Here is a 7837-nt window from a genome sequence, read left to right on the forward strand (position 1 = left end):
GTATGTGGGCCATGCGCTGGGCGATGGCGAGGTGACGGTCGGCTGGCAGCAAGTGGTCTGGGGGCGTGCCGATGAGTTGCGCGTGCTCGATCAGATCAACCCGCTGGACTACCGCGACGGCCTGACCCCGCTGCTCGAAGACAGCCGCATCGCCGTGCCGATGGTGCGGTTTGCGCAACCGGTGGGCGAGTGGGAACTGGAAGCGCTGTGGATCACCGATTTTGTGAAAAACCAGCCGCCGGTGGCCGGCAGTGAGTTTGCCGCGCCACTGTTTGCCGCGCCGGACCCGCAATATTTCCTGCTCGATTCCAAACCTGGCTATGACGGTGACAAGGGTTATTCCTATGGCCTGAGCGCCAACGGCCGGATCGGCGCGGTGGACACCAGTTTTGTCGCCTTGAGCGCGCGTCAGCAGGACCCGGTGTACGCGGTCGAAGGCCTCGCCGACGACGGTCGCACTCGGCTGGAACGGCAGTTTCCCCGTTACACCATGGGCGGTGCCGGGCTGGCGATCGACGCCGGGCACAGCATCGTGGTGCGCAGCGAGGTGGCGTATTTCGACAACTGGCGCGTGACCAATCCGACGCGTGCCTACGGTGCCGACAGCACGCCGATGGTCAAATCATTGCTGGGGGTCGATTACCTGTTGCGCGACTGGCTGATTTCCGCGCAGTGGCAGGAACAAGTGCTGCTCGACTGGCAGGACGGGATGTTGCAGGACAAGCGCGAACCGCTGTTCACCCTGTCGGCCGAAGGCACCCATTGGCAGGACCGTCTCAAGAGTCGTCTGGTGGCCGCCGCCTCACCACCGTTTCAGGACAACGCATTGCTGCAAGGCATCTTCACCTACAAACCGGTGGACTACATCAAGCTCGGCCTGGAAGTGGACGTGTTCTTCGGCAGACCTGAGCGGTCTTTCGGCGAGTACCGCAAGCACGACCAGCTGCGCCTGTCGGCCGGCTATCTGTTTTAACCCCATTGCGCCTGTCGCCACGCTGGTGCAGGCGCCCACGCATTCATCCGATGAAAAGGGAAGTTCTTATGTTGCCGTTTTTGAAAAGTCTGACCACCGCCGTATTGATCCTGGGCAGCGCCTGCGCCAGTGCCGCCGAAGCCGGCAATGCCGATGACATCATCCGTCAGGTGCGTGATCGCAACGACGGTAACAGCTTCATGTCCCAGGTCTCGTTGATCCTGCATGACAAGAAGGGCAATACCCGGGTTCGCGAGTTCACTTACCTGCAAAAGGACTACCCGGACAGCGACAAATTCAGCATGTACTTTTCCGCGCCGACCGACGTGCGTGACGTTGCCTTCCACATCGAAAACCCCCACGAAACCCTGGGCCTGGAAGACAGCCAGTGGATGTACCTGCCGGTCAGCCGCCAGACCCGCCGCATCTCCACCACCGACAAGCGCGGCTCGTTCATGGGCAGTGAGTATTCGTATGCCGACCTGGACAAGATCCGCGTCAAGGATTACTCGCAGAAGTTCGTCGGCGAAGAGCAGATCAAGGGCCGCGACTGCTACGTGATCGAGCGCGAACCGGCATCCCCTGAAGTGCTGGCCAAGACCGGCTACAACAAGCTGAAGGTGTGGATCGACAAGCAGAACTTCCTGGTCATGCGCCAGGACTTTTTCGACGTCAAAGGCGTGTTGATCAAGCAGATGCGCACGCAGAAAGTCGCGACCATCGACTCGATCGACAGCATCGTGCTCAGTGAAACCGAACACTTCATCGACGGCACGCGCTCGGAAATGCGCTTCAACCAGTTGCAGTACAACGTCCCGCTGGAAGACCGCCTGTTTACCCAGACCGCGATCAAGCGCGGCCTGAAATCCGGTGACTTGCCGGAATTTGCCGTGTCTGCCCGCTAAGCGCCGACCCCGACGACCTGGAACCGCATGATCATGGAAAGATATCTGAATTTCGTCGAGCGTTATGCGCGGGCGATTGTTTTCCTGCTGGTGGCGATTACCGCGTATTTCACCTATACGCTGGGCGCGCTGGTCTCCGACACCAACCCTTATCTGCTCAAGGAAAGCCACCCGGCGCGCAAGACCATCATCGACTTGCAGGGTGAGTTCACCGGCACCTTCGACTCGGTGATGGTGGCGCTGAACAACCCGCAGACGGTGTTCAACAAGCAGACGCTCAACGCGCTGTTTTCGATGTCGCAGTCAGTGCGCAAGATGATTCTGGCCAACGATGCCGACAAGGAGCAACTGGCGCAAATCGTCGGCAAGTACCCGAATGACAGCCGCGCGCAGTTGTTGACCCGGGACATCCTGGAGGGCGGCTTTTCCCAGAACGACTATGCCCAGGCCAAGGCTTTGCGTGACCATGCGCAGAGCCAGAACTGGGACTCGCACGATCAGCTGTTCCTGACCTTTCTCGCCGAACGGATCAATCCGATCCGCGAAATGGCCTCGATGGGCGACCTGGAAAACATCGTCCTGACCGACGACGGCGAGCTGTTGATCCACAAGACCCTCAATGCCTATGACATGGACCCGGCCGTGGTCGAGTCGCAGATCATGGGCAACGAATTGATGGTCGACGGGGTGGTGTCCAAGGACAAGAAAGTCGCGATGCTGGTGGCCGAACTCGGCACCAAGCAGGACGATGCCCAGGCGCAACTGCGCGCCTATCAGATCGTGCGCGGCATCGTTGCGCAATATCAGGCCGATCATCCGGAGTACAAGGACGAAATTTTCATTGCCGGCATGCCAATCTTCATCGCCGCGCAGCAGGAAATCATCGACCACGACCTGGCCGTGCTGTTCCCGATCGTGTTTTTGCTGATCACCCTGTTGCTGACTTTCTTCTTCCGCAAACCGCTGGGCGTGCTGTTGCCGCTGTTCAATATTCTGTTCTGCACCATCTGGACCCTCGGGCTGATGGCGCTGTTGCGGGTGCCGTTCGACCTGCTGACCAGTGTGCTGCCGGTGTTCCTGTTCACCATTTGCTGCTCGGACGCGATCCATGTGATGGCCGAATATTACGAGCAGAAAAACGCCGGCAAGAGCAACCGCGAAGCCAACCGTGAAACCCAGCGCCTGATGGTGGTGCCGGTGGTGTTGACGACGGTGACGACCATCGCCACGTTCATGATTTCCACCACCAACAACATTGTCAGCATTCGCAATTTCGGCGTGTTCATGTCCATCGGCCTGACGGCGGCATTGATCATTTCGCTGTTGCTGATTCCGGCGTGGATCTCGCTGTGGGGCAAGGATCAGCCAGCGCAAGCCAAGGCTGAAGTGCACAAGGAATCGATCATCTCGCGTTACCTGGTCGCGTTCTGCGCCTGGATGATCCGCTTTCGCAAGCCGATCCTGTTGGTCGTGCTGCCGCTGCTGGCGCTGGCCACGGTGTTCACCTTCCGCGTCGATATCGAAGACTCCGGCATTGCCTACTTCAAGCCTGAGAGCCACATTCGCGTGTCCGATCAATTCATCAATCACGCGAAGGTCGCGGGCACGGCGCCGGGCTGGATCGCCATCGACAGCAAGGAGCCGCGCGGGGTGCTGACCACCGACGTGGTGCAGTTCATCGACAAGCTCGACCACTTCATCAAGCAGCAGCCGAACGTCAGCTACGGCTACTCGCTGGCCACTTACGTCAAGCGCATGAACCTGGTGCTCAACGACATGAATCCGGATTATCTGCGGGTGCCGAATGCCTTGGAGAAGGTCACGTCGGTCAATGATGACGGGCAGGTCGAGCAGTTTGAAGTGCCGGGCAATTCGCTGATCGAGCAACACGTGATGCTGTTCGAAAACGGTGGCGGCTCCGACTTGAACAACGTACTCAATGCGGACTTTTCCAAGGCCTTGACCCTGTACACCATGACCTCGTCGGTCGCCAGCGACTATCAGGGCATGCTCGATCGCCTCGATGCCTGGTTGCTGATCAACAAACCCGCCAACCTCGAAGTGACCCACGCCGGCACGCCATTGATCTGGACCGGTGTGTTGCAGGAAATCACTCAGGGCCAGGTATTGAGCTTTTCCCTGGCGCTGCTGGTCGTCACGTTGATGATGATGTACTGGCTCAAGTCGGTGCGCCTCGGGATCCTCGGCATGCTGACCTTGCTGACCACTTCGGTGACGGTCTACGGCTTCATGTTCCTGTTCAACATCGAACTGAACATCGGCACGACGCTGGTGACGTTCCTGGTGGTGGGCGTGGTCGATTACGCGGTGCACCTGCTGTCGCGCATCAAGCTGCTGGTGCAGCAGGGCATCGAAATTGATGCGGCGATTCTGCAGGCGATGCACAGCGTTGGACGCTCGACGGTGATCAACGTGGTGATCTTCTCCGTGGGCTTCATGGCGCTGCTGTTTTCCGACTTCAAACCGATCGTCGACCTCGGTGCACTGGTGGCGATGGCGCTGTTTTCCAGTGGGGTCATGACCATTGTGCTGGTGACGCTGGTATCGCCGTGGTTCTTTGCGGCGATTGCGCCAGTGCATGCGCCGGTTCAGGCCCCCCGCACTGAGGCAGAGACAGAGGCGGTGCCGGGCTGATTCGCCACCGACCGGGTGCGCAGGCCCTGAGGCGGCAGGCGAGCCCGGTCATACGGTGCAGCAGGGTTTTCAGTTCAGTGTATTGCCCGGGTTTTTTTCGCCATAGCGGGCGATGCGCTCGAACTGACATTCCTGGCGGGCATCGTTGAGGTTGTTCTCAAACGCTTCAAGGCCGTCGTGCAATTGCTGCAAATCGCCGATCTGGGACACCAGTTCGGCTTTTTTTTCGGCAATCGCACGTTGCGCCATGTCCCAGGGAAACTCGTCGCCGCGGTAGTTGTTGAGGATCACCTGCAGCTCTTTGAGCTTGAAGCCCAATTGCTGGGCGCACTTGATGAACGTCAACACTTCAACGCTTTGCTGGCTGTAGATGCGGTATTTGCCTTCACGCTTGGGCTCGGGCAACAGGCCGATTTCTTCGTAATGGCGAATGCTTTTGACTGTGGTGCCCGACAGCTGGGCGGCTTTGCCAATGTACATAAAGGTCCGTCTCGATGATCAAACAGGGCGTAGCGCGATCAGGCGTCATGCCAGATCGGGGGGCGATTATATGTCGAATATCATCGAGGTATTGCAACTGTGCGTAAATGACGCGCACAGGCGACGGACGGGCCTGCGACGGCAGCCCGGTGGCGGACTGACGGCGGCGACTGCGCCGTCAGTGGTTCAGACAGGCAACGTCAGCTGGCGGCGGTTGCCCGGGCCTGTTCGAGCCAGATATCGCGCTGGCCGGGTTTGGAGCCCAGGATCGGTCCGAACGTCAGGGTTTTCAGGGGTTTGATCCCGCAGAATTCCAGGGTGGTCTTGCGCATCTGGTGCAGGCCCGGCATGCGATAGATCCACTTGTAATACCAGGGCGGCGTGTCCATGGTCACCAGCAGGTGTGCAGTGCGTCCCTTGAGCAGCTTGTCCGGAAAGGCTTTGCCCTCACGGTACTTGAAGGCGAATCCGGGCAGAAAAATCCGGTCGAGGAAGCCCTTCAGCAACGCCGGAATCCCGCCCCACCAGATCGGATAGACAAACGTCAGGTGCTCGGCCCAGGTGATATCGGCCTGGGCTTGCAGCAGATCCGGCTCCAGTGGCTGCACCTTGTTGTAGCCCTCGTGCAGCACGGGGTCGAAATCCAGCGCATCCAGGCGTAGCAGGCGGACGTCATGCCCGGCGTCTTTGGCCGCCTGCACGTAGGTCTCGCTCAATGCCCCGCAAAAACTGTCGGTGGAGGGGTGCCCCAGAATCACGAGCATTCGTTTGCTCATTGTGTGTACTCCTGAAATGAAGCGCACAGGATAGAGTCTGCCCCTAGCGGTAGAGTCAAGGCGTCAATGCGTCGAGCAAGGCCCGTGCGTAACCGGGCAACTGCGCGAAATCCCGCGCGCAGAGTTGCAGGGCGCGGTTCGCCCAGATCTCGTCGAGCGGTCGGCACACCAGCGAATGCACCGAGGCCCAGCGCTCGACGGCGACCTTAGGCACGATCGCCAGCCCCGCCCCGCGCGCCACCATGCGCATGATTCCGTCAAAGCCATCGGTGCGGATGCGGATCGCCATGCGCTGGCCGATGTGCAGCGCCTGTTCCTCCAAGTGAATGGCCAGCGCGCTATGGGCGCCGAGCGCGACGAAATCATGCGCCAGGGTTTGCGCAAAGGTCAGGGACGGCTGCTCGGCCAGCGGATGCGCCGGCGGCAGGATCAGCACCAGCGGATCATCGCGAAAGGCGCGGGTCTGTAGGCCGTGGGTGTCCACCGCATCGGAGACAATCCCGATGTCCGCTGCGCCCTGGCGCAGGGCGTGGGTGATGCGTGCGCTTGGCAGCTCTTGCAGATCAATGTCGAGATTGGGATGACTGCGCAGAAAGTCCGCCAGCACCTCCGGCAGGTATTCGGTGATCGCCGTGGTGTTGCACAGCAAGCGCACCTGGCCTTTCACGCCTTGGGCGTATTCGGCCAGATCCTGCTGCATGCGTTCGGCCTGCTGCAGAAGGATCCTTGCGTGTTGCGCCAGCGCTTTGCCGGCGGCAGTCGGGGTGACGCCACGGCGGCCGCGCTCAAGAAAATCGACGCCAAGCGAGGCTTCCATGGCGCGGATTCTGGCGCTGGCGGCGGCCAGGGATAAATGGCTGCGGGCGGCGCCGGCGGTGATGTTGCCGGTGTCGAGGATGTGCAGGTAGAGGCGCAGGTCGGTGAGGTCGAAGTGCATGGTTGGCAGCCTCAGGTTTTGGTGGTGTCGGGGCGGGCCCTATCGCTGGCAAGCCAGCTCCCACAGAATTTTTGTTGATCACACATTTAGAGCTCAACACTGAAACCTGTGGGAGCTGGCTTGCCAGCGATGGGGCCAGAAGCGCCAGAGAAAATATCAGCCTCTTGCTCAGTGAGAGGCACCCTCAGTATATGGCGGATTTTCAGCCAACCCCGACTGGCGCACAGTAGCGCCATGAGCACACTCGCAGATTTCTACCAAAACCTGGGGCTGGCCCTGTCTTTGCTGGTCATCGCGACCTTTGTCCTCGCCGGCCTGATCAAAGGCGTGATCGGCCTCGGCCTGCCCACCGTTGCGATGGGCCTGCTCGGTCTGGCTATGGCTCCGTCACAGGCAGCCGCCATGCTGATCATTCCGGCTACGCTGACCAACGTCTGGCAACTGGCCTTTGGCGGGCATCTGAAAGGATTGCTCAAGCGTCTGTGGCCGATGCTGCTGATGATTTTCCTCGGCACCGGCGTCGGCACTTTGTGGATCGGCATGGCCGGTGGACATTGGGTGGTACGCGGACTGGGCGCGGCGTTGTTGCTGTATGCGTTGAGCGGGTTGTTCCTGCCAGCGATGCACGTCAAACCGCGCCACGAAACCTGGCTCGGTCCGCTGTGCGGTTTGCTGACGGGCGTCATCACCTCGGCCACGGGCGTCTTCGTGATTCCGGCGGTGCCGTACATGCAGGCGCTGGGCTTGAGTCGTGATGAACTGGTGCAGGCGCTGGGTCTGTCCTTCACCGTTTCAACGCTGGCGCTGGCCGGTGGTTTGCTCTGGCGCGGCGCGTTGGGTGGCGGCGAATTGAGTGCCTCGCTGTTGGCGCTGATCCCGGCAGTGCTGGGCATGTTGCTCGGCCAATGGCTGCGTCAGCGGATCAGCGCGGTGTTGTTCAAGCGCGCATTCTTCATTGGACTGGGCGCGCTCGGCGCCCATTTGCTGATCAGCGGCTAGCCGACGACGCGCTGAGCATGTCGATCCGACGGATATCGAAATCGCGCTCCAGGTACGCCATGCGGTTCTCGAAAAACTCGCGCATGTGCGGCAGATTCGAATGCACGTCCAG

General features: G+C 60.4%; 7 protein-coding genes and 1 pseudogene. 4 read left to right on the forward strand and 4 right to left on the reverse strand.

Annotation, left to right across the window (positions count from 1 at the left end):
• The 3 genes from DBR24_RS14945 to DBR24_RS14955 form a co-directional block, all read left to right on the forward strand.
• The coding region (locus DBR24_RS14945; protein ID WP_128615147.1) for a DUF1302 family protein at nt 1–973 on the forward strand (973 nt) is incomplete at its 5' end.
• Between the two features lie 68 nt (nt 974–1041).
• Nucleotides 1042–1878 carry an outer membrane lipoprotein-sorting protein gene (locus tag DBR24_RS14950; protein WP_128615148.1) on the forward strand — a complete coding sequence of 279 codons (837 nt, stop codon included), beginning with the start codon at nt 1042–1044 and terminating at the stop codon, nt 1876–1878.
• 33 nt (nt 1879–1911) lie between these two features.
• A complete protein-coding gene (locus tag DBR24_RS14955) occupies nt 1912–4533 on the forward strand; it encodes an RND family transporter (RefSeq protein WP_128615149.1) in 2622 nt (873 codons plus the stop codon).
• A gap of 69 nt (nt 4534–4602) precedes the next feature.
• On the opposite strand, the gene DBR24_RS14960 is transcribed toward DBR24_RS14955, so the two are convergent.
• The 3 genes from DBR24_RS14960 to DBR24_RS14970 all read right to left on the reverse strand — a co-directional run bounded on the left by DBR24_RS14960 (nt 4603) and on the right by DBR24_RS14970 (nt 6726).
• Nucleotides 4603–5013, reverse strand: coding sequence for a MerR family transcriptional regulator (locus DBR24_RS14960; RefSeq protein WP_123464430.1), 411 nt, complete (start codon nt 5011–5013; stop codon nt 4603–4605).
• A gap of 200 nt (nt 5014–5213) precedes the next feature.
• Nucleotides 5214–5789, reverse strand: coding sequence for an NAD(P)H-dependent oxidoreductase (locus DBR24_RS14965; RefSeq protein WP_123464432.1), 576 nt, complete (start codon nt 5787–5789; stop codon nt 5214–5216).
• Between the two features lie 55 nt (nt 5790–5844).
• Nucleotides 5845–6726, reverse strand: coding sequence for a LysR substrate-binding domain-containing protein (locus DBR24_RS14970; RefSeq protein WP_128615150.1), 882 nt, complete (start codon nt 6724–6726; stop codon nt 5845–5847).
• Nucleotides 6727–6960: 234 nt separating this feature from the next.
• Here DBR24_RS14970 and DBR24_RS14975 point away from each other — a divergent pair, with 234 nt between their 5' ends.
• The gene (locus DBR24_RS14975) at nt 6961–7725 is read left to right on the forward strand and encodes a sulfite exporter TauE/SafE family protein (RefSeq protein ID WP_128615151.1); all 765 of its coding nucleotides are present in this window, start codon (nt 6961–6963) and stop codon (nt 7723–7725) included.
• Here DBR24_RS14975 and DBR24_RS32240 read toward each other — a convergent pair.
• Nucleotides 7715–7837: pseudogene (locus tag DBR24_RS32240) on the reverse strand (antibiotic biosynthesis monooxygenase); the annotation flags it as partial. The gene DBR24_RS14975 and the pseudogene DBR24_RS32240 sit on opposite strands and share 11 nt — an antisense overlap.

This window comes from Pseudomonas sp. HMWF006, from assembly GCF_003061205.1.
GTDB lineage: Bacteria > Pseudomonadota > Gammaproteobacteria > Pseudomonadales > Pseudomonadaceae > Aquipseudomonas > Aquipseudomonas monsensis.